The 21295-nt window shown below is 38.2% G+C and carries 20 protein-coding genes and 1 pseudogene; 2 read left to right on the forward strand and 19 right to left on the reverse strand.

Annotated features, from left to right (window positions below; all coding sequences use genetic code 11):
* Positions 1-24 precede the first annotated feature (24 nt).
* The 3 genes from recG to IGI43_RS09795 all read right to left on the reverse strand — a co-directional run bounded on the left by recG (position 25) and on the right by IGI43_RS09795 (position 4267).
* The gene (recG, locus tag IGI43_RS09785; protein ID WP_438757609.1) at positions 25-2061 is read right to left on the reverse strand and encodes an ATP-dependent DNA helicase RecG; all 2037 of its coding nucleotides are present in this window, start codon (positions 2059-2061) and stop codon (positions 25-27) included.
* Between the two features lie 104 nt (positions 2062-2165).
* Positions 2166-3839, reverse strand: a complete 1674-nt coding sequence (locus IGI43_RS09790) for a DAK2 domain-containing protein (RefSeq protein ID WP_438757610.1) — start codon at positions 3837-3839, stop codon at positions 2166-2168.
* 65 nt (positions 3840-3904) lie between these two features.
* Complete coding sequence (locus IGI43_RS09795; protein ID WP_010761897.1) at positions 3905-4267, reverse strand: Asp23/Gls24 family envelope stress response protein; 363 nt, start codon at positions 4265-4267, stop codon at positions 3905-3907.
* Between the two features lie 266 nt (positions 4268-4533).
* Between IGI43_RS09795 and rpmB the strand changes: the two genes are divergently transcribed.
* Entirely contained in the window at positions 4534-4722 is a 189-nt protein-coding gene (gene rpmB, locus IGI43_RS09800; protein WP_010761898.1) for a 50S ribosomal protein L28, read from the forward strand.
* Between the two features lie 44 nt (positions 4723-4766).
* Here rpmB and IGI43_RS09805 read toward each other — a convergent pair whose 3' ends face one another.
* The 10 genes from IGI43_RS09805 to IGI43_RS09850 all read right to left on the reverse strand — a co-directional run bounded on the left by IGI43_RS09805 (position 4767) and on the right by IGI43_RS09850 (position 15863).
* A complete protein-coding gene (locus IGI43_RS09805) occupies positions 4767-5411 on the reverse strand; it encodes a thiamine diphosphokinase (protein WP_438757611.1) in 645 nt (214 codons plus the stop codon).
* On the reverse strand, positions 5411-6061 hold the full coding sequence (gene rpe / locus IGI43_RS09810; protein ID WP_438757612.1) for a ribulose-phosphate 3-epimerase: 651 nt from the start codon (positions 6059-6061) through the stop codon (positions 5411-5413). Before rpe ends, IGI43_RS09805 begins: the two co-directional genes overlap by 1 nt.
* 13 nt (positions 6062-6074) lie before the next feature.
* On the reverse strand, positions 6075-6974 hold the full coding sequence (rsgA, locus tag IGI43_RS09815) for a ribosome small subunit-dependent GTPase A (RefSeq protein ID WP_438757613.1): 900 nt from the start codon (positions 6972-6974) through the stop codon (positions 6075-6077).
* A 210-nt stretch (positions 6975-7184) separates the two neighbouring features.
* The gene (gene pknB, locus IGI43_RS09820) at positions 7185-9362 is read right to left on the reverse strand and encodes a Stk1 family PASTA domain-containing Ser/Thr kinase (RefSeq protein WP_438757614.1); all 2178 of its coding nucleotides are present in this window, start codon (positions 9360-9362) and stop codon (positions 7185-7187) included.
* Entirely contained in the window at positions 9359-10108 is a 750-nt protein-coding gene (locus tag IGI43_RS09825; RefSeq protein ID WP_438757616.1) for a Stp1/IreP family PP2C-type Ser/Thr phosphatase, read from the reverse strand. The genes pknB and IGI43_RS09825 overlap by 4 nt, the downstream gene beginning before the upstream one ends.
* A gap of 15 nt (positions 10109-10123) precedes the next feature.
* Positions 10124-11488, reverse strand: coding sequence for a 16S rRNA (cytosine(967)-C(5))-methyltransferase RsmB (rsmB, locus tag IGI43_RS09830; RefSeq protein WP_438757617.1), 1365 nt, complete (start codon positions 11486-11488; stop codon positions 10124-10126).
* A 5-nt stretch (positions 11489-11493) separates the two neighbouring features.
* Positions 11494-12435: a methionyl-tRNA formyltransferase gene (gene fmt, locus IGI43_RS09835; RefSeq protein WP_438757618.1), complete on the reverse strand. Its 942-nt coding sequence runs from the start codon at positions 12433-12435 to the stop codon at positions 11494-11496.
* A complete protein-coding gene (gene def / locus IGI43_RS09840) occupies positions 12428-12922 on the reverse strand; it encodes a peptide deformylase (RefSeq protein WP_438757619.1) in 495 nt (164 codons plus the stop codon). The genes fmt and def overlap by 8 nt, the downstream gene beginning before the upstream one ends.
* 78 nt (positions 12923-13000) lie before the next feature.
* Positions 13001-15433, reverse strand: coding sequence for a primosomal protein N' (gene priA / locus IGI43_RS09845; protein ID WP_438757620.1), 2433 nt, complete (start codon positions 15431-15433; stop codon positions 13001-13003).
* 181 nt (positions 15434-15614) lie between these two features.
* Complete coding sequence (locus IGI43_RS09850; protein WP_438757621.1) at positions 15615-15863, reverse strand: hypothetical protein; 249 nt, start codon at positions 15861-15863, stop codon at positions 15615-15617.
* Positions 15864-15983: 120 nt separating this feature from the next.
* On the opposite strand from IGI43_RS09850, the pseudogene IGI43_RS09855 reads away from it, so the two are divergent.
* Positions 15984-16431, forward strand: a pseudogene (locus IGI43_RS09855) (SDR family oxidoreductase).
* A 69-nt stretch (positions 16432-16500) separates the two neighbouring features.
* On the opposite strand, the gene rpoZ reads toward IGI43_RS09855, so the two are convergent.
* From rpoZ to IGI43_RS09885, 6 genes are all read right to left on the reverse strand, one after another.
* Positions 16501-16806, reverse strand: coding sequence for a DNA-directed RNA polymerase subunit omega (gene rpoZ / locus IGI43_RS09860; protein ID WP_438757622.1), 306 nt, complete (start codon positions 16804-16806; stop codon positions 16501-16503).
* 4 nt (positions 16807-16810) lie between these two features.
* A complete protein-coding gene (gene gmk / locus IGI43_RS09865; protein WP_438757623.1) occupies positions 16811-17425 on the reverse strand; it encodes a guanylate kinase in 615 nt (204 codons plus the stop codon).
* Between the two features lie 334 nt (positions 17426-17759).
* Positions 17760-18047 (reverse strand): hypothetical protein, encoded by a 288-nt coding sequence (locus IGI43_RS09870; protein ID WP_438757624.1) that lies wholly within the window; start codon positions 18045-18047, stop codon positions 17760-17762.
* 70 nt (positions 18048-18117) lie between these two features.
* On the reverse strand, positions 18118-19002 hold the full coding sequence (locus IGI43_RS09875; RefSeq protein WP_438757625.1) for a YicC/YloC family endoribonuclease: 885 nt from the start codon (positions 19000-19002) through the stop codon (positions 18118-18120).
* Positions 19003-19018: 16 nt separating this feature from the next.
* Positions 19019-19237, reverse strand: coding sequence for a YdbC family protein (locus IGI43_RS09880; RefSeq protein ID WP_438757626.1), 219 nt, complete (start codon positions 19235-19237; stop codon positions 19019-19021).
* A complete protein-coding gene (locus IGI43_RS09885; protein ID WP_438757627.1) occupies positions 19234-20931 on the reverse strand; it encodes a patatin-like phospholipase family protein in 1698 nt (565 codons plus the stop codon). Before IGI43_RS09885 ends, IGI43_RS09880 begins: the two co-directional genes overlap by 4 nt.
* Between the last annotated feature and the right edge of the window lie 364 nt (positions 20932-21295).

Here is a 21295-nt window from a genome sequence, read left to right on the forward strand (position 1 = left end):
TCAGCGCATGTAACTTCTCAAACACTAATCAAAAAACTGTTGCTCATCATCATTTGGCTTAATTTTATCAGCAATACCACGATATTCCGGTAAAATCCACCATTGCTCTTTTTTCCAGATAACGCTAGCTTCTTGGCGTGCAACCTCAAGAATATTGAAATCCGTTACGATATCGCCAACTGCAAATTGAGGCACACCCGATTGTCTGGCGCCAAACACTTCACCTGGTCCTCGTAATTCCAAATCCTTTTCACTCAGCACAAAACCATTATTCGTTTCTGTCATGATTTTCATTCGCTCCACACCCATTTCATTCTTCGGGTTTGCAACTAAAATACAATAAGACGCCTCCGAACCTCGACCAACACGCCCACGAAGCTGATGTAATTGTGCTAGTCCAAAACGATCCGCATCCATAATTAACATAACCGTCGCATTGGGAACATTTACGCCAACTTCGATCACAGTAGTAGAAACCAGTAACTGCAAGTTATTTTCTTTGAACTCCTGCATGATCTCTTCTTTTTCTTGATTTTTCATTTTCCCATGAAGCAAACCGACCTGATAAGTAGGATTGAAAAACGCCGACATATGTTCAAATATCTCTGTTGCATTTTTAACATCCAGTGCCTCAGATTCTTCAATCAATGGGCAAATCACATATGCCTGATGCCCGCGAGCCAATTCTTTTTCCATCCATTCTAAGACTGTATCTAATTGAGGCGGACGAATCCAGCGCGTTTCTATTGGAATCCGACCAGCTGGCATTTCATCAATGATCGAGACATCCATCTCACCAAAAGCTGTAATTGCCAAAGTTCTAGGGATCGGTGTAGCAGTCATGAATAACACGTCAGGCTTCAACCCTTTTTCTCTTAAGACTCTGCGTTGATTCACACCAAATCGATGCTGTTCATCTGTAATCACTAGCCCTAGCCGATGGAACAAGACATCTTCTTGAATCAACGCATGGGTACCAATGATGATATCGATTTCGCCTGTCGCTAATTGTTCAAGAAGTTCTCGGCGTTCCTTTGTCTTGGTCGATCCAGTCAACAACGCTGTACGAACTTCTAATGGATCATACAATTGTTGAAGGCTTTCCATATGCTGTTGTGCTAATATCTCAGTCGGGACCATTAAAGCCCCTTGAAAACCTGCTGTCATCGTTGCGTAAAGAGCAATTGCCGCTACAACTGTTTTCCCACTTCCAACATCGCCCTGTAATAAACGTTGCATATGATTCGGACTCATTAAGTCCCGACAAATTTCATTTGTTACTTTTTTTTGAGCTGTAGTCAACTCAAAAGGCAGCTTTTGTGTAAATGATTTTAATCGTTCTACATCATACTGAATGCTCAATCCATTTTTTTCTGCTTTTTCTTGTCTCTTCAATCCTTGCATTTTTAATTGAAATAAGAAAAATTCTTCAAAAACGACTCGCCGCTTTGCTTGATGACTATCTTCTGGATCGTTTGGAAAATGCATGGCCAACATCGCTTCTTTTCTTGGCATCAAACGATATTTCGCTAATAAATCTTCCGGTAAAATTTCAGTAATCAACTCACCGTATTTTTCAAACCCTGTACGAATAAGCTGGATCAGACTGCTTTGACGAACTTTTTTATTTACATGATAAATCGGAGCAAAATCTTCACCATCATTTTTAGCTGCTAAAATTTTCATACCATTCAATGATTTTCGTTTAGCATCCCATTTTCCATAGACTGCAATTTCTTCGGACAGTATGATTTTATCTTTTAAATAAGGTTGATTGAAGAAGGAAACGTTGATCACCGCATGGTCTTGCATCATCCGAAACATCATTCGACTTTTTTTATACCCATAACGACTAACAACAGGTTCAGATACCACTAACCCTTTTAAGGTAACTTTCTCTTGATCTTGAATTTCGTTTAGCTCTTTTTCTTGGATATCATCATATCGAAAAGGGTAATAAGATAACAAATCCTCAATCGTTTGAATGCCTAACTCCTTTAGGTTTTCCGCCCGTTTTGGCCCAACACCCGGGAGTACACCGATGTCATCTGATACGTTCACCACTTTTCCTCCTCTCATTAATAGATACGTGATTTACACTCTATTTATTTATTTTCTATAGAAAAAGCCAAACAACAAGTGTCTGGCTTTTTGATTCTCTCAATTTATTCAGCTGAAAACAGGTAAGGATAAACAGGCTGTCCACCTTCATGAAGTTCTGTCTCTAACTCTTCATATTCAGCAGTCAATGCTTCTACAAATTTTTCAGCTTCTTTCATTGTACCACCGACACCTACAATAATCGTTATGATTTCTGTCTCATCATCGATCATGCGTTTTAGTGTATCCAATGATGCGTTGAACATATCTGGTTCTGATACTACGATTTTGCCGTCGATCATGCCTAGATAGTCATCTTTTTTAATTTCAACATTGTCGATTGTTGTGTCACGTACAGCTGTTGTTACCTGTCCGCTGACTACACTTTCGATCATTTCTGTCATGGTTGTTTTATTTTCTTCTAAAGTTTGTTGATCATTAAAAGCAAGCATCGCTGTCATTCCTTGAGAGATTGTTTTTGTTGGAACAACTGCTACTGGAATATCTGCTACTTCTGCTGCTTGATCAGCTGCCATGAAGATATTTTTATTGTTAGGTAAGATAATAACTTGATCTGCGTTAACTTCTTTAACAGCTTTCAATATGTCTTCAGTACTAGGGTTCATTGTTTGACCACCGCTGATGATATAGCTTGCACCAAGGCTTCTGAACAATTCTTGAACACCTTCTCCTGCTGCAATTGCAATAACTGCATAAGGAACACGTGCCTTTTTAGTTACGGCTGCTTGTGCGTCATGCTCAACTAGCGTTTCGTGTTGTAAGCGCATGTTGTCTACTTTGATTTTCACTAATGAACCGAATTTTTGACCGTAATTCATCACTTCACCTGGATGCTCTGTATGCACATGAACTTTGATGATTTCATCATCGTTTACGACAAGTAAAGAATCTCCTAATTCGTTCAAGTAGTTTCTAAATGTTTCATAATCGAAATCACTGTCCACAGTTGGACCTTCACCGATTTGAACCATGATTTCTGTACAGTAACCGAATTTGATATCTTCAGTCGCAACATGTCCACTAACACCACGGTGATGTTCAGCGTTGACCATCTCATCCATCTCACCTGGGCTTGGCTCATAGATTTCTGTTGCTAAAAATTCGCCAGATAAAGCTTCTAAAAAGCCTTCATAAATAAATAACAAACCTTGACCACCACTGTCGACCACGCCTACTTCTTTTAAGACAGGTAGAAGATCAGGAGTTTTAGCTAAAGCACGTTTTGCACCTTTAACGACAGCTTCCATCACTTCGATACAGTCATCCGTTTCTTTTGCTTTGCGTTCGCCAGAACGGGCAGCTTCACGGGAAACAGTCAAAATTGTTCCTTCTACGGGTTTCATTACTGCTTTATACGCAGTCTCTACTCCATGGGTAAACGCTGCTGCTAAATCTTTAGCATTCAATGTCTCGACATCTGGAATTTGCTTCGAAAAACCACGAAATAATTGTGATAAGATAACACCAGAGTTTCCTCTAGCGCCCATCAACAATCCTTTTGAAAGAATTGTTGTAAGTTCTCCGACTTTTTCAGAACGAGAATCGGCTACAGCCTTCGCTCCACTTGTCATAGATAAGTTCATATTTGTTCCTGTATCACCATCTGGCACAGGGAAAACATTCAATGAGTTGACGTATTCTGCATTCACATGCAGACGACTCGCACCAGCCTGAACCATCTCTTGGAACTGACTTGCACTGATTTCTGTTACATTCACCTAAAAAATCCTCCTTTGAGATTCCTGCAAATAGATGATCGTTCATCTATTTGACAGCTGGCTACCTAGTCAGGCAACACACGAACACCTTGCACAAATACGTTGACCGAATTAGCTGTCACGCCTAATAGTGTTTCAAGGTTATACTTTACTTTTTCTTGCACATTACGAGAAACTTCTGAAATTTTTGTTCCATAACTTACAATAGTATATACGTCGACCGCAACGCCATTTTCTTCTTGACGTACGACCACGCCTTTAGAATAATTTTCTTTACGCAAAATGCCATTTAAATTATCTTTGATTTGGTTTTTACTAGCCATACCGACGATTCCGTAAATATCTGTCGCAGCACCGCCAACAACTGTGGCGATAACCTCATTGGTAATCTCAATGGTACCTGCTGGTGTTTTGATTTTTACAGCCATTGATGAAAGCCTCCTTAAAGAGCACAATTGCCCTATTTTCTTCTATAGTATTTTAACATAGGCGTACCTTAATGAAAAGGAACTTATCTAGATAATTATAGAGAGTCTCATCGAATTTACCAATAATTGTATAATTTACATCGTTTGTAGGAAAATGTCAAACTGATTTAAAATTCCTCTTGCAAAAAACTGCTTTCTATGATAAATTAAGTTAGTATGAGCTGAAAACTATCGCTCCGAGATCAAAGCAAAGGAGGAAACTAAAAATGGCAAAAGTATGTTATTTTACTGGTCGTAAGACAAGCAGCGGCAATAACCGCTCACATGCAATGAACGCTACTAAACGTACTGTTAAACCTAACTTGCAAAAAGTTCGTGTATTAATAGACGGTAAACCTAAAAAAGTTTGGGTGTCAACTCGTGCTTTGAAATCTGGTAAAATCGAGCGTGTTTAATAGAACGTAATCAAAAAGCTGAACGGCATGCCGTTCAGCTTTTTTTATTGTTCATCTCGACTTTGAATAACGGCAATCATTCCTGTATCAAATGAAAACCCAGCTGTTTCGCCTATAAACTCATTACTCGCGTATGAAGTTGGAATTGCGACATCCACATGATTTAAGAGATATTTACTTTCAATTAAAGTTAGGTTTTTAACAGGCGTTAAACAACAATACGCTAGGTAGTTCATCGTAGTTTCTCTTTTTACCACATAGCTTCCAGGGAGATAATAGCTGATACTGTTTAGATGATCTTTAACATTTATTTGCCGAGCAAACTCTTGAAATCTTGGTTCTAAAGGCAGCCATAGATTTGCTAGAAAGTGATCCAGTCGGCCGCCAGTCGCGCCTATGATCATGACTTTGGATTCTGGAAATTTTTTCATTACCAGCGCCAAAGCCAGCTGCGTATCCGTATCATCTTTTTCGGCTTGTGCCTGTACAACTTCTTTTGCTTGTTCTTGGACTACTTGCTTCTCATCATTCGTTAAAGAATCAAAATCACCAACTGCTAAATCTAACGTCCAGCCCTGTTCCAAAATATATAAACTTCCTCGATCGATTCCTACAATGTAATCAAATCTCTCTGAATTTAGTTGCGGCCACTCATCAGGCGAACCACCTGCTACAAGAAGAATTTTCATTAATCTAACACAGCTCTCAAAGCAGCAATACGATTTTTAGGACTTTCTGAATCATAAATATAAGAACCTGCTACAAAAACATTCGCACCCGCTTCTTTACAACGTTTAGCTGTCTCTGGAACAATTCCTCCATCGACTTCGATATCATACGTATAGCCTTTTGATTCTTTCCATTCTTTTAATTGCGCAATTTTATCCAACGAACTTTCAATAAATGATTGTCCACCAAATCCAGGATTCACTGTCATGATCAACACTTGATCAACTAAATCCAACACATACTCAATCGCAGACAATGGCGTCCCAGGATTGATCACAACACCCGCTTTCACACCAGATGCTTTAATCATTTGAACGGCACGATGGATATGCGGCGTTGATTCGGCATGGACAGTGATGATATCTGATCCAGCTTTCGCAAATGCTTCAATATAGTTTTCTGGTTGAACGATCATCAAGTGAACATCCAAAGGTAATTTGGTCACTGGTCGGATCGCGGAAACAACGTTAGGTCCAAGTGTGATATTCGGCACAAATTGACCATCCATTACATCCACATGAATGTAGTCCGCCCCTAATTTTTCGACTAATTGAATATCTCTTTGTAGATTGGCAAAATCGGCACTTAAAATTGATGGTGCTAGTTTCATGAAAGTCACTCCTTTATTTTTTCTTATAAATCGGTCTACGATTTTCTATTTCTAGTAAAAATTGCAGGTAATTATCATAACGCGATTGCGCGATTGTTCCTTCTTCTACACATTTTTTCACTTCACAGCCTGGTTCTTTGCGATGCATACATTCACGGAATTTACATGACGAAGAGACTTTTACAAATTCCGGAAATTGTTTAGGCAGATCTGTTGCTTCCATTTCTAAAAAGTCGATCGAACTAAAGCCTGGCGTATCTGCAACTAAGCCATCATACAAAGGAAGCAGTTCTACATGACGAGTAGTGTGCTTTCCTCGGCCTAAAGATTCAGAAATTTCATCGGTTGCAAGTTGTAAATCGGGAGAGATTTTGTTTAGTAAGGTTGATTTGCCAGCACCTGATTGACCCATAAAAACAGTCAAACGTTCTGGAAAATACTGTTCTAGAGTCTGAACGGCTTCTTCATCATTCGCTTTTGTCGCAGCGATTACGGGATACCCAATTTCTCCATAAACCGTTTTGACATCCGCTACATGTACAGCTTCGGTCCCTTTCAACAAATCAACTTTTGTCAAATAAATGATTGGGGAAATGCCTTTATCTTCTAATGTCACTAAAAAACGATCCATTAAATTGTATGAGAAATTAGGTTCGATCATACTCATGACAACCACGCCTTGATCCACATTTGCTACTGGCGGGCGCACCAGCTCGTTATGCCTAGGATAGACTTCCAGCAAATAGCCATCGGTTGGATTATCACTTTCAAACATGACTTCATCCCCGACTAGCGGGGTGATTTTTCGATTTCGAAAATTCCCACGGGCCCTTGTTTGAAATGTTGCCCCATCTGTATAAATGTAGTAAAAACCACTTAACGCTTTTCTGATTTGACCTTTCAGAAATGCCACCTCCTCGTTTCTATTGGTTCTATTTTACCATAGGTTTGATAAAAGCTAAACGCTTGGCTTAGGAAAGTCGTCTCTTCAAAAAAAGGCTAAGGTATAACTATACAAGTTATACCTTAACCTTAAGAAATCCGAATAAACGGTGGGAGCAGAAGCAACTCCCTCTTGTTTCTCGGAGTTAAACACTTTTGTCCCAACCTCTTATCCTATTTATTAATTATTTTCATTACCTGTCGAATCCGTTGTGCTTGAGAAATTAACGGTTACTGAAGTGCCTTTTCCAACACTGTCACCCACACTTGGCGATACACTCGTTACTTCTCCTTTTGACGCATCCCCAGATCCTTGTTTATATTTTAAGCCGCTGCTTTCTAATTGAGCCTTAGCTTCAGCTGAAGAAAGTCCTATTAGGTTAGGAATACTAACATTACTTGGTCCAGTACTCACTTTTAACGTAATTTTCCCATTTTTAAGATCGAACGTTGCACCAGCACCTGGATCCTGTGAAATAACAGTACCTTTAGCCAAGTCGCTAGCTTCATCGACCCTTGAGATTTGATTTTCTTTGATTCCTAAACTGATCAATGCATTTACTGCATTGTCATACGTATAATTTTCTGCATAACTACCTAAAACAACTGTATTTGATTCAGAGCTAGCCGTCGTTTTTTCTGGTCCAGAGCTTACCGTTAATGTGATCTTCCCTTTTTTAGGGTTAAACGGATTGCCTGCTGCTGGATTTTGGCCAATCACTACATCTTTAGCTACCGTATCACTTGGCTTATCGACACGAGAAATTTGGTTTTCTTTGATTCCATAGCTTAATAATTCAGCTACCGCACTCTCATAACTGTAGCCTAAGCTGGCATAATCAGCTAAATAAACATCGTCTGGTCCTTCACTAACAACTAAAGTGATTTCATCTGTTTTAGGATCAACTTCTGTACCTTCTTCTGGTGTTTGACTGATGACTTTATCTTCATCTACTTTAGAATCTGTTTCTTTCGTAATTTTGATTTGACTCTCTTTAAATCCTAGTTTACCCAATGCTGCAATAGCATCCTTATACTCTTCTCCAGAATAATCATCTAGTTTGATTTTTTTATTTCCAGAGCTTACATAAAGTTCGACTTCGCGATTTTTCTTCACCGTAGAACCAATCTCAGGATCAGTCTTGACCACATTTCCTTCTTTAACGTCATCACTTTGGACTTGTTTTACCTCAGATTTTACTTTCAACCCTGCATCTTCCAGTGTCTTTCGCGCTTCTGATTCTGTCTTGTCTTCTACATTAGGAATTTTGACTTCACTGTTGCCTTGTCCAGCCAAAAAGAACACGCCACCGATGATCAAAGCTAATACTAAGAGAATAATAACGATGATCAATGGTTTCTTTCTTTTCTTCGCAATTTCTTGTGCCTCAATCTCTTCATGTTCATTTCGCTCTTCAGGCGGTGTTTCCATCGAATTAAAAGAAGACGGCATCGCCATATCATCTGTGATCGGGGTTAAAATTTTTGTTTCACCCATCAATCCTGTTGGTTGCCATTTAGGTTCGTTTAAACGATTTGCAGCTAATACCGTATATAGATCACGAGACATTTCTTCTGCCGTTTTATAACGATCAGCTGGATCTTTAGCCGTTGCATGTAAGACCACATTTTCCAACGATTGAGGAATATTAGGATCAAATGTTTTAACTGACGGCATCTCTTCTTGGAAGTGCTTCAATGCAATTGTAACAGCAGATTCACCGTCAAATGGTACATTCCCTGTCAGCATCTCATATAATATGATCCCAACTGCATAAACGTCAGATTGATTAGTCGCCATACTGCCACGTGCTTGTTCAGGAGATAGGTAGTGAACAGAACCCAACATCGTATTGGTTTGTGTAATCGATGTTTCCGTTAATGCAATTGCGATTCCGAAATCTGTAATTTTCACAACGCCGCTTTCATCCATCAAAATATTTTGCGGTTTTAAATCTCTATGAATGATTCTATGTTCATGCGCTAGTGAAACTGCTGATAAAATTTGTTCCATGATATCAACAGTTTTTGCATATGGAATTGGATATTGTGTCTGGATAAATCGTTTTAAATCCATCCCTTTTACATATTCCATGACTAAGTATTGCATGCCATCTTCTTCACCTACATCATAGACACTGACGATATTGGGATGAACCAACTCAGTAGCAGCTAAAGCTTCTCTTTGAAAACGACGGATAGCTGCTTGATCATTTTGAAAGTCAAAACGAAGCACTTTGACAGCTACGTCACGATCCAAAATCAAGTCATGCGCTAAAAACACGTTTGCCATGCCGCCACTACCGATATTGCCAATAATATGATATCGACCATTCAATTTTCTGCCGATTTCGATCATTGGTTTTCCTCCTTATATTCGTCAAAATGAATCACTAAAACCGTGATATTATCCAACCCGCCTGCTTCATTGGCTGTCGCAATCAGTGTTTCAACTTTTTCATTCAATGGTTTTTCCGAAAGTACGATGGTCAAAATATCCTCTTCTGAAACCATATTTGTCAGCCCGTCTGAACATAGCAAAATATAGTCATCAGGTACCCAAAGATGATTGGCAACATCAACTTCTACCATTCTAGGCATACCTAATGAACGTGTCAAAACATTTTTTCTCGGATGATTAGCTGCCATTTCGCGCGTAATTTCACCGGATTTTACTAATTCATTAACTAAAGAATGATCCTCTGTCAGTTGCCGTAATTGATTATTGCGAACTAAATAAGCCCGACTATCACCAATATTTGCCAATACAAATGACTGATCCAAAAGTACCGCACTAACAATTGTAGTTCCCATGCCTATATATTCAGGTCGTGACTGCCCTTTTTCATAAATCATTGTATTTTCGTCCTGAATTTCTTTGATCAACCACTGTGCCGCTTTTTCTGATGTATCGATAAGACTTTCTTGCCATCGCTCGCCAAGGTTATTGACTGCCATTTGGCTCGCTACATCTCCTGCTTGATGACCACCCATCCCATCAGCTAAAATAGCTAAAGAAACTCCTGACTGATTCTCAAATAAACCAGCATAATCCTGATTGGTATTACGTTTTCGTCCGACATCTGTTTGAAAATTGATTTCCACTATGCTTCACCTCGTTTAACAAACTTTCTGCATACAGCAAATAAAAAATCCGTCCGTCCCTAATTGATGCGGGTATAGTGTGAGCATTTGATCCTGTACAGAAGGCTGAACTGCCTCACTGACACTCACATCGATTTTTTTAAATTCTGGATGCTTTTGTAAAAATGCTGCAACTACTTGCTGATTTTCTTCTTCGGCAATCGTACATGTGCTATAGACCATTATACCGTATTGTTTCAATGTTTGGGCAACACTTTCTAGAATTTCTAGCTGAATTTTAGGTAATTGCTCAAAATCTTGAGCTGATTTATTGTATTTAATATCTGGTTTACGCCGCATCAAACCTAATCCTGAGCATGGCGCATCTACTAAAATACGGTCAAAATATTCTGCTGGAAATTCTTCGCCTACTTTACGCGCATCTAGTTTTTCAGTATCGACAACATCTTTCACATGCATACGTTCAGCATTTTGTTTGATCAATTTAATTTTATGATCATGGATATCTAAAGACTTCACACGACCACCTTGTGTAGCATCAAGAAATGTTGCGATATGAGTAGTCTTACCTCCTGGTGCAGCGCAGGCATCTAAAACCACGTGATTTTTTTCAATCTGCATCGCCGGAGCAACTAGCATAGAACTTTCATCTTGAATCGTCAATTTACCAGCATCAAATAAATAATTCCCTGCTAAAAATCCTTTATCTGCAACCACACCATAAGGCGACACTTGGCTGGCAGAGGCTTCAATATGATTTTTTTGTAATTCTTTCAATGCATCAGAAATACTGATTTCACGTGTATCAACACGTCCACTGACATGACTTTTTTCAAAAAGAGATAAGCCTAATTTTTTTGTTTCTTCTATTCCCATTTGTTTGATCAGCTTTTCCGTCAACCACATTGGCATACTGATCTCCACTGATAGACGTTCGACAGGATCTTTGATATTCTCTAAATTAGGAGCTCCTTCACGCTGGAATGCACGAAGAACACCATTCACAAATTTACCGATTCCAACATTTCCTCTGTGTTTTCCGATTTCCACCGCTTCATTAATAATCGCATGATCAGGAATTTTGTCCAAAAACACCAGCTGATAAATCGACAGACTAAGTAAATTTTTCACCCAACTATCGACTTTTTTTGGATTTGTAGTAAAGGGTGTCAAATAATATTCCAGTAACAACTTGCGGCTGATCGTACCATAGACAAGTTCCGTGAATAAACGGCTGTCTTTTTCTCCTAAAGCAGACTTGTTGATCATTTCATTTAATAATAAATTTGAATAAGCGCCTCCGTTATCCACACGTTCAATCGTTCTTAATGCCACGTAACGCACAGAGCTCTTTACTCTTGCTGGTATTTTTTTCCCCATATCAATTAGCCCACCTTATCTGATTCTGCAACTGTTTTACCGACGCCATTCAAGAAATCTTGAATGAATAGCTTTCCTTTGCCAGACGGCTGAATCGTATTTATAGAAAGAACCGTTCCTTCTCCACAAGCGATCCATAATTCTTTTTTACTACGTTTGATGATCGTTCCAGGAGCAGCTCCAGTTGTTTCTTCTAAAGGCGTGACTTCCCATAATTTCCAATTGATTTCATTATATGTCGTGAAGGCTGTTGGCCATGGACGCATACCACGGACCTGATTGTCGATTTGTTCCGCTGTTTTCTGCCAATCAATTCGTTCTTGTTCTCTGGTAATATTTGGCGAAAACGTCACTTGGCTCTCATCTTGTGGGATCGGCGTGATTTCATTCGCTAATAATTTTGGTAATGTATCCAGTAATAGCTCTTTTCCAACGACACTTAGGCGGTCAAACATCGTCCCTACATCATCCGTTTTAGTGATCGGAATCGCTTTTTGCGAAAGGATATCACCAGCATCCATTTTTTTCACCATTTCCATTATCGTGACACCAGTTTCTTTTTCTCCTTCGATGATCGAATAATGAACAGGGGCGCCCCCACGGTATTTCGGCAACAACGACGCATGAACATTGACTGCGCCAAATTTAGGAACATTTAAAATCTTTTCTGGTAAAAATTGACCGAAAGCAGCTGTCACAATAAGATCAGGCGCAAGTTCGATGATTTTTTCCATTTCAGGTGAACCTGAGATTTTTTCCGGCTGTAAAACAAGTAAGTCATGCTTTAGTGCTGCTTCTTTTACAGGGGTTGGTGTGATTACTTTTTTTCGTCCAACTGGGCGATCTGGTTGAGTGACCACAGCCTTTATTTCATAGCCATTATCAATCAATCCTTCTAAAATTGGTACCGAAAATGCCGGTGTTCCCATAAAAATTAGTTTAGTCATCTAAATGTTCCTCCATATATGCATCTAAATCTTCTGGTTTGATCGGTTCAATGATCTTATCAATAAATAGTTCACCATTCAGGTGATCGATTTCATGTTGAAACGCTCTGGCAAGATAACCATAAGCTGTTACTTCGATCTCGTCTCCTTCACGATCAAAATAACGAACGGTGACTTCATCTGCTCGTTCGACTGTGCCATAGGTTTCTGGAATACTTAAACAGCCTTCCACATCGATATCGCTGCCTTTGTGCTCGATGATCTCAGGATTGATCAATTCAAACAATCCAGTTTCTTCATCCACTTCGATTACTGCAAGCTGAAAATTTTTACCGATTTGAGGTGCTGCCAGACCGATACCGTCGTGGGCAATCATCGTTTCATACATATCTTCTAAAATAGTGATTGTTTCATCAGTGATCATTGTGACTGGTTTTGCTTTTTGTTTCAAACGTTCATTTGGGTGTATTACTATAGGATAGCGCATAAAATTTCCTTTCTTTTTAACAAGAGAAGAGCTGGACGAGAAGACGATCTCGATAAGCTGGTTCAAAGCAAAATTAGATTATATAAAATTCATTGGCTCAGCATCGATAGATAGTTTCAGTCCATGCGCTGTTGCTCTTTGGGTGTCAGTCAGTATTTTCTTTAAGATATTTTGTAAATTTGGTTCGTTTTTATATTTAATGATTACTTGATAAAAGTAACGATTGTTGACCCGCATGATGGCATTTGGCGTCGGGCCAAGTAAAATACTTTGATCAGATAATCCTTCTTTTAACTCCTTGACTAGTTCAAACATCTGCTTAGCCGCTTGATTTTCTTCTGGGTGACTAGCTGTGATTTGTACTGTAAAGTAAAATGGCGGATAGTCACCACGATGCCGAACGTACATTTCTTTTTGATAAAAGTCTTCATAATCTTGTGCTTTAGCTAGCTGAATCGCGTAATGTTCAGGATTAAAGGATTGAATGATGACTTCTCCTGGTTTTTCTGCCCGTCCTGCCCGTCCACTAACTTGAGTCAATAGCTGGAATGTTCGCTCACTGGAACGAAAATCAGGTAGATTCAATGCGGTATCAGCATTTAAGACTCCAACCAATGTTACGTTAGGAAAATCTAAGCCTTTAGCTATCATTTGAGTTCCTAATAAAATATCTGCTTCATGATTACCAAATGCTGTCAAAATCTTCTCATGTGCGCCTTTTCGCCTTGTCGTATCCACATCCATTCGCAAAACGCGGCTATCAGGGAAAAGAGCTTTAAGTTCTTCTTCTACTTTTTGAGTCCCTGTTCCATAGTAACGGATTTTATCTCCGCCACAATTAGGACAATGATAGGGAATTCGTTCTTCATGACCGCAATAATGGCATTTCATCGTTTTCGTATCCATATGAAGCGTCAACGAAATATCACAATTAGGACAAGGCAAGACATAGCCACAATCTCGACACATCACAAAAGAGGAATAGCCTCGACGATTTAATAAAAGAACACTTTGTTCTTTCTTAGCCAAACGATCTTTTATTTTTTCTTGAAGTGCTAGCGAGAAAGATGACGTATTTTTATTTTGGATTTCTTCACGCATATCTACCACATCGATCGTTGGTAATGTTGCAGTCTGATTCGCTCTTTTAGATAACACTAATCGTTCGTACACATTTTTTTGCGCCCGTGCTCGCGTTTCCAATGACGGGGTCGCACTTCCTAATACAACTGGGCAATGATGATATTCTCCGCGCCAAATCGCCAAATCACGCGCATGATAGCGTGGTGTTTCTTCTTGTTTGTAGCTAGCTTCATGTTCTTCATCAATGATTATCACTCCAAGGTTTTCCAATGGAGCAAAAATAGCAGATCTTACACCAACGACGACTTGTGCTTCACCACGTTCGATTTTACGCCATTCATCGTACTTCTCACCTTGAGATAAAGCACTGTGCATCACCGCTACCTGCTCCCCAAAGCGACTCTTAAAACGATGAACCATTTGTGGTGTCAGTGAGATTTCTGGCACAAGCATCATAGCTGTTTTCTCTTGATTCAATACTTCAGCAATCACTTGCAGATAGACTTCGGTTTTTCCACTGCCAGTAATTCCTTCTAGTAAATAGGTTTGACTCGTTCCTTGATTCATCGATCCCAGAATTTTTTCTACTGCATTTTGCTGTTCATCATTCAGAGCAAGTGCTGTCGTTTTTTCAAATGTATGGTCAGCAAACGGATCACGATAGGCTTCAGTTTCAATAAAAGTCAGCCATTGCTTATTTGCGCCATCATTTAAAACAGCCGTACTAAATCCTAGCTCTTTCATCTCTTTTACTGTAGTCATTTTTTCTAGCCCTAGTTGCTGTAAATAGTGGATCAATTGTTCTTTCTTTTGTGAGCCTTTTCTAAGCGTCATTCGTGCTTCTTCTAATTGTTCAAAATCTTTCAGCGATTGAATGTAACGAATCATTTTCACTCGATTTCGCGTGTTCACTTCGTAACGGATATCAACTTTTTGCTGTTTTCTGAGCTGCATCAGTTGTGGTAAAATATTACGAGTTAAGGCATCTTCCCACGCAATTTCTTCCAACCCATAGAACAACTCATCTTGCATATCTTCTTCTAATTCATCGGTTAAATATATGTATTTGCTATAATCTGCACGCATCACGCTAGGCAGCATTGTTTGTAAACAGGTGATTTTAAAGGCAAATGTTTTTTCCTTCATATAGTCCGCTAAATCCAGCAGTTCAGCATTGAGTACTGGTTTTAAGTCTAAAACAGAAAGAATTTCCTTCCATTCAAACTGTTGTGCTGCTATCACCTCATCTGAAACTTCCTCAATCGCTAAAACAAACCCTTGCAGATGTCGATTTCCATTACCAAAAGGAACTTCAACTCGCATACCAACTGTTAATTGCTGTTCTAAGTTAAAAGGAATCAAATAAGTAAACGGTTGATCTGTCTGCATCGTTGGGACATCAACAATCACTTGGGCCGCTTTTCTCATAAACATTCCTCCATTTCTATAAAGATCTGTGTAATCTTTTCTATCCATTCCTAATTATTCAACATATTCTTTTAAATTCTCTTTGCTTATTGTACTAAAGAATCAGACATTTGTCTTGTTCCTCTGATTTCTGTAGAAATAAGAAAAGTTATTTCATGTCATTTTTCACTTTATAAATGGGCTATCCGTCCGTTTCTTTTTTAAAATACAAGTCATATAAGTCGGGTGAATTTTCATGGATTTTTTCCGTACCTGTCTCTACAGCTTTTTGGTAATAGTCGATTTTCCAGTCAATTTTATCTAGGTTTGACTCTAAAGATGCTAACATTATCTCTAACTTTTTTCTGTACTCTTGATAGTACAGCAGCCGTTGGTCCAACGTGTGTTCTGAGAAATCGGTCATTTTTGCTATTTCTCCAATTGTATACACCTATTACTCTCCTTCTTGACTTAGAATATACTCAAGGGCGTATTATAACACATATAACGCAAAAATGAGGAGTTTCCTTATGAAATTATTACAGGTGCTAGTTCAGGATTTGATACCGAAATGCCTAAACTATTTAGTCCCCACAATTATCCATTATTACTGCTTGAGCATAGAATTGATAAAATAAATACTTTGCCTCTAAATTTTGATGGTATTTTAGTTAAAGTCTCAGATGGCAAAAGATGCTGGACGTAAAACCTTTGGCAATCATGCTATTTACGCAGCAGGTAAATTTGGTGTACATGCTTTATCAGAAACTGTTCGTGAGGAGGTTTCTGCTCATAACGTCCGAGTAATGGTAATGGCACCGGGTGCTGCTGAGACTGAACTTTTAACTCATATTACAGATCAAGAAGCGATTGAAACCTATGAAAATTGGAAAAAAACAATGGGCGGTACTACCTTAGATCCAACTTACGCTGCAAAAACAGTTAAATATATGTACGAATTACCTCAAGAGATTACAATTAGAGAAGTGTTAATCGCTGCAACGAACCAAGATGCATAATTCAATTTAACAATTAAAATAAAAAAGCCACTATAATCTAGTAAATAGATCATAATGGCTTTCTTTATTTTATAAATTTTTTTCTTCGCGGATGCGATTTTCAAGTTCTTTTTGTTCTTGTTCATGTCGCATTTTTTGTTCTTCTTTTGCCATACGCATTCTTTCACGTTTTTCTTCTGGACGAGGATCATTGATTACTGTTGCAGCGTCGATTTCTTCCAATGCTTGGCCTACGCTTTTTACAGATTCGAAATTTTCTAGTGTTGGTTGTGCACCTTCATCTAATTCGTGCGCACGTTTGCTTGCTAAGATAACAAGTGAATATTTTGATGGTACTTCTTTCAATAATGAGTCAATAGATGGTTTTAGCATCATGAGGCTACATCTCCTTCAACATTTTAATATATTTACCAATTACGCGATCCACGCGGAAATGTTCACTCGCAATAATTTCTTTGATTCGTTTCACTGCGAATGGCACTTTATCATTCACAACAGCATAATCATATAATGCCATCATTTCGATTTCTTCGCGAGCCACACGCATTCTTTCTTCGATTACATCATGATCATCAGTACCACGACCAACAATTCGAGATTTTAACTCTGATAAATCTGGCGGCGTCAGGAAGATGAAGACACCGTCTGGTACTTTTTCTTTGACCTGTTCGGCACCTTGGACTTCAATTTCTAAAAAGACATCTTTTCCTTTATCAAGCGTTTCATTCACATATGAGAGTGGTGTTCCATAGTAATTCCCCACGTATTGTGCATATTCTAACATTTCACCAGCTTCGATCATTGCTTCAAATTCTTCTTTTGTGCGGAAGTAGTAATCCACGCCTTCTACTTCTCCTTCCCGCATTTTACGGGTAGTCATAGAAATTGAGTACTGAAAATCATTCTCTTCACTATCAAAAATTGCTTTTCGTACCGTTCCTTTACCAACTCCAGAAGGACCTGATAGTACAATTAATAACCCACGCTCTGACATGATGACTTCCTTTCAAACTATCTCTTTTAAGTATTACTTCTATAATGCACTTTTTTTCAGTAATTTTCAAGGCTTTATTACGCAATACTTTCAAAAAGACAATACACTATGCTTTATTTCTATTAAAAGGTAGTAATGCTTATGCTACCTGTCGCCTTTTAACAAATTGCCCGAATCAGATGCAGCAGCCGAAAAACGACAATCCCAATGAGTCGTTAGTTCTTTATTTTAGGAATTCGTATCATTCAGCAATTGATGTCTTTATCTGTTTATAAAAAATAAAGGTGAGGAGCGTAATATAGGGCTCTCTCCACCTTTATTTTTATTGTTGAACTTAAAAGCCCATATTTGATAAAGTGTTCACAACACCCATAATTTCATCATGGCGTTTAATTTTTTTATCCACAGGTCCATCTACTTCTTCCGCATCTATGCGGACAACGAAACGACGGTTCAATGTCACAAAGGTATCCTCATTCACTCGAATGTTCAAAACATCCTCTGTAAATGAAACACAGGCATCTTCCCAAACCTCAAAAGGTTTTTTATTAGAAATGATTTCTCTTTTTACCACGGATTTTCCGCTTAACTCATGGAACGTTACATCATAATACTTTGACATAATTATTCACCTCTTCGCTTTATTCTCTTTTATTATAGCTTTAAAAAACAGAATGACAAACTATTTTCTATTATTCTACATTTTGAATTTGCTCACGAATTTTTTCAAGAATCGTTTTCATTTGAACAACTATATTTTTAATCTCGATTGGACTCGACTTAGAACCGATCGTATTTACTTCGCGGTTCATCTCTTGTATCAGGAAATCTAATTCTCGACCAACAGGTTCTGCCTGTGTCAATAATTCTTGCAACTTATCCACATGAATCATCAAACGATCCAATTCTTCATGGATATCTCCTTTTTCAAGTAATATTGCAAGTTCCGTCAATAAACGTGTCTCATCGACTTGACTACCTAGCCAATCATTCAGACGTGCTTCAAATTTGTCACGATAATCTTTTTCATAGAGTATCACAAAACTTTTTAACTCATCCACTAATGCAATGAAATCTTGGCTGTAGCTAGTCAATACTTGTTGAATTTTTTGCCCTTCCTGCAAACGGCTAGCGTCGATACGTTCGACTGCCTTTTTTACAGTTTCTAAAACCAACACACCAAATTGTTCATCTGCTTCCTGTTTTTCTGTGACTTCAACATAGTCTGGATTGTTCAGCAGTTGATTAATACTTTGAACAGGATCAAATTCGGCTTGTGGATAATTAGTTGTCAATTCTTGCTTTATTTCTCCCATCAATTGATGGATGAGGTTCCAATGAACCAGCACTTCTTTATTTCCACTACTCGTTTGTTTAATATTAATATATGTTTCGATTCTCCCGCGTTGCAACGTCTCTTTCACCAATTGTCGAATAGCCATTTCATGTGGATTGACTTCCTTGGGCATTCGTAGTTGAATATCTAAAAAGCGTTGGTTGACACTCTTGATCTCGACATCGATTTGATACGTATTATTTAAAAATGTTTCTTTTCCAAAACCAGTCATGCTTTTCATTGACAGGGTGTCCTTTCTACATAGATTTTATTGCTTTAGATAAAATCTCAAATTCTTCGTTGGTTAATGTAATTCCTTTGCCCATTTTTTCGTGATCGGCAGACCAGTCTCTCAAATCAAATTTTGGTGGACGGCCATTCCAACTGACTAAATTGAATTCTTTACGCCATCCTTGGTTATTTTCTGATAATACTGCGATTTCTTCTACGATTTCATACGAAAATTCTTGTTTCATTCTTCATCCACTCCTTGTAATATAAATTCTTTCATTAAAATTTGTAACGCTTGAACTGGTAATTTATCCATTAAAAAAGTCAAACGTTGCATTTTTTCTTTCTCTTCTACATCCAATAAATTATTCATTAATACTAACTGTTGTTTATCGGAAAGTAAAAAGTAATCTTCGTAATATTTCTTCAGCCATTCTTGGACAGAGATCATTCCGATCGTCTCCACTAAATCCATTTCTACTTGTCCACTCTGTCGTATAAGCTCTACTAACTCTTGGACCGTGTACAATTTAGAAGCTGCTATTCCTTGATTCTTTGCTAATAACTCAATTAAAACCAATCCAATCTTTTCAGTATACACCCTGTCTTTATAAACTTTACGCAATTTTTTACAGATTTTATTTTGTTGTTCTATAGAATCCCATACTTTTATTTGATATGTTTCTTCGATAAAGGTAAAGAAAGCCTGTTGAACTGTTTCTAAACTGTGAAAAGTATCAGTCACGGTGTACCAATAACCATTATATTGTCTACTGATTGCCTTCATTGTTTCTAAATAGCCTAATTGAATATTTTGCATCGAACGAGCACCATCAAATAAAAGTACCGTGCCCATTGACCATGGTGTCTTTAATGTGAGACAAGTTGTTGCAGCTGGAATTTCTACCGATTTTGTAATCCCTGGACCTTTCACATCCACAATGATGCATTCCGTTGCCCCATTTTTCAATGCGATATCCACAGGAATATTATTTCGATAACCACCATCCACATAGTGTTTATCTCCAATTTTCGTCGCTGCCATCGCCGGGAAGAAAGAGGCCGACGCAAGCAGCCAGCTTTGCCATTGATTGGTTTGGTAATCATTGAAATGAATCTCTTTTTCCTGCATACTGGGCAGCTCAGTAGTAGCCAAATAAAAATCTGTAGTGGCTTTCTGCATTTTTTCTTGTGAGAAGGTATCGTGAATCAATTGTCTAAGCGGTTGTGTAGAAACACCGTTTGAGTGGATCGCACTTAATGTGAAAGAGCCAATTTGACTCATCATGCCTCCAAATGTATCATTAGCGACGACCGCAGATGGAAATGCAAGGATTTTTTGGGTTTCGATTTTTCCCCACATATTTCTGGCAGCTTCAAAATCATCTTGTAAAATCAGAGCACCATTCAACGCACCTACCGATGTGCCTGTAATAACGTCAATTGGAATCTTTAATTCTTTCAGCGCTTGCCAAACACCAATTTGATAAGCCCCTCTTGCACCACCACCGCCTAAAACCAATCCAGTGTGATACTTCAGCTCTTTAATGGCTGTTTTAGTTTCTTCCACGCTATACCCATATTTAAAAAAGACTTCTTGTAAATGCAACGTTAGAGATCGCGGAAAATGAAAGGCGATTTTCGATTGAAATGTTTCCTTAAAAAATCGTTCGACTGCTAAAAAAATAGCAGACCAACTTATTTTAATCAGTTCCGGCACCAACAAATTCGTAACGTTTCCAGCCTCAACTGTCATAAACAAAAATGGTGTCTTTCCTTTATAAATGACATATGCTGTGCCTGTATTTTCTAATACTTTTTTTCTAAATAGTTGTCTCGCCAAGGTATGTGTGTCATAAAAAGGTAGTAACTGAATACTTCTAGATAGTTGATTCGAAAAATTGGCCCATTCCGAAGCAACCATTCGCTCACTGCTCATTACAAACACCCCCATCTATTACAGTATACCAAAATTCCAAAAAAAATACTTTTTATTAAAAAACCATATAAAGTATACCTTTCCCTTCACTTTTAACGTAAAATAAATGGATCAAACAAACTAGTATAAGAACAATAATACGTATAAACAGCTTTGCTTCGGCATTGACTTTATCAAAAAACGATAGTTTAATAGAGTGTGACATTTAATTTCACTCTATTTTTTAAATAAATGTTCATTTTCTGACAACAAACAGCAAAATCTGTTAAAATACACTGATTACCTTTCAGAAAATATTTTGGAATAAACGAATCTCTAACCGAAACCCAGAAGACACTTAAAAACCGATTAATTATAAAGGATG

Source organism: Enterococcus sp. AZ126 (genome assembly GCF_051714545.1).
In the GTDB taxonomy this organism is placed as follows: domain Bacteria; phylum Bacillota; class Bacilli; order Lactobacillales; family Enterococcaceae; genus Enterococcus_L.

What these genes read in the sequence shown, in the direction of transcription:
- priA (WP_438757620.1), bottom strand. Translation starts at nt 15,433, where the DNA reads ATGAGAAAAGCGGCCCAAGTGATTGTTGATGTCCCAACGATGCAGACA.
- IGI43_RS09795 (WP_010761897.1), bottom strand. Translation starts at nt 4,267, where the DNA reads ATGGCTGTAAAAATCAAAACACCAGCAGGTACCATTGAGATTACCAAT.
- IGI43_RS09885 (WP_438757627.1), bottom strand. Translation starts at nt 20,931, where the DNA reads ATGAGCAGTGAGCGAATGGTTGCTTCGGAATGGGCCAATTTTTCGAAT.
- rpmB (WP_010761898.1), top strand. Translation starts at nt 4,534, where the DNA reads ATGGCAAAAGTATGTTATTTTACTGGTCGTAAGACAAGCAGCGGCAAT.
- IGI43_RS09875 (WP_438757625.1), bottom strand. Translation starts at nt 19,002, where the DNA reads ATGAAAAGCATGACTGGTTTTGGAAAAGAAACATTTTTAAATAATACG.
- pknB (WP_438757614.1), bottom strand. Translation starts at nt 9,362, where the DNA reads ATGATCGAAATCGGCAGAAAATTGAATGGTCGATATCATATTATTGGC.
- gmk (WP_438757623.1), bottom strand. Translation starts at nt 17,425, where the DNA reads ATGTCAGAGCGTGGGTTATTAATTGTACTATCAGGTCCTTCTGGAGTT.
- rpe (WP_438757612.1), bottom strand. Translation starts at nt 6,061, where the DNA reads ATGAAACTAGCACCATCAATTTTAAGTGCCGATTTTGCCAATCTACAA.
- IGI43_RS09880 (WP_438757626.1), bottom strand. Translation starts at nt 19,237, where the DNA reads ATGAAACAAGAATTTTCGTATGAAATCGTAGAAGAAATCGCAGTATTA.
- def (WP_438757619.1), bottom strand. Translation starts at nt 12,922, where the DNA reads ATGCGCTATCCTATAGTAATACACCCAAATGAACGTTTGAAACAAAAA.
- rsmB (WP_438757617.1), bottom strand. Translation starts at nt 11,488, where the DNA reads ATGGGGAAAAAAATACCAGCAAGAGTAAAGAGCTCTGTGCGTTACGTG.
- IGI43_RS09870 (WP_438757624.1), bottom strand. Translation starts at nt 18,047, where the DNA reads ATGTCAAAGTATTATGATGTAACGTTCCATGAGTTAAGCGGAAAATCC.
- fmt (WP_438757618.1), bottom strand. Translation starts at nt 12,435, where the DNA reads ATGACTAAACTAATTTTTATGGGAACACCGGCATTTTCGGTACCAATT.
- IGI43_RS09805 (WP_438757611.1), bottom strand. Translation starts at nt 5,411, where the DNA reads ATGAAAATTCTTCTTGTAGCAGGTGGTTCGCCTGATGAGTGGCCGCAA.
- rpoZ (WP_438757622.1), bottom strand. Translation starts at nt 16,806, where the DNA reads ATGATGCTAAAACCATCTATTGACTCATTATTGAAAGAAGTACCATCA.